At 60.5% G+C, this 332-nt stretch carries 1 protein-coding gene; it reads left to right on the top strand.

The genetic code is table 11. The annotated features are described in order from the left end of the window. On the top strand, positions 1–238 hold a 238-nt coding region (locus RCF13_RS05405; RefSeq protein WP_308140941.1), incomplete at its 5' end, for a hypothetical protein. Between the last annotated feature and the right edge of the window lie 94 nt (positions 239–332).

Raw genomic sequence — 332 nt, 5'->3', positions numbered from 1 at the left:
GGGAACTCTCATGACCATTAATCTCGGAACCATCAAACTGCTTTGCCCGAACTGCGGCGGCAGTCAATTCATCCAGAAGACGGCTGACGGGTCGAAAGAGATAGACCATGACAGGGGAGCCACCTGCGCCGACTGCGGTCTGCACCTCAGCCGCGCCGATCTCGACGCCCAGGTCCAAAGCATCGGCAATTCGGCTGCGGATGCCATCGCCGAAGCTCTGCGGAAGGCGCTCAAGTGAAGCGTGCAGCTCAGCGACGCGCTCGTTCAGTGCAGACAGTTCGAAGCGAACCTCTAACTCGGCAAGACGACACCCGCACCGGCTCCCACCAACC

The organism is Stenotrophomonas maltophilia group sp. RNC7 (assembly GCF_030910085.1).
Taxonomy (GTDB): domain Bacteria; phylum Pseudomonadota; class Gammaproteobacteria; order Xanthomonadales; family Xanthomonadaceae; genus Stenotrophomonas; species Stenotrophomonas sepilia.
The sequence above is the reverse complement of the archived record's forward strand: the minus strand, read 5'-3'. Positions and strand labels throughout refer to the sequence as shown.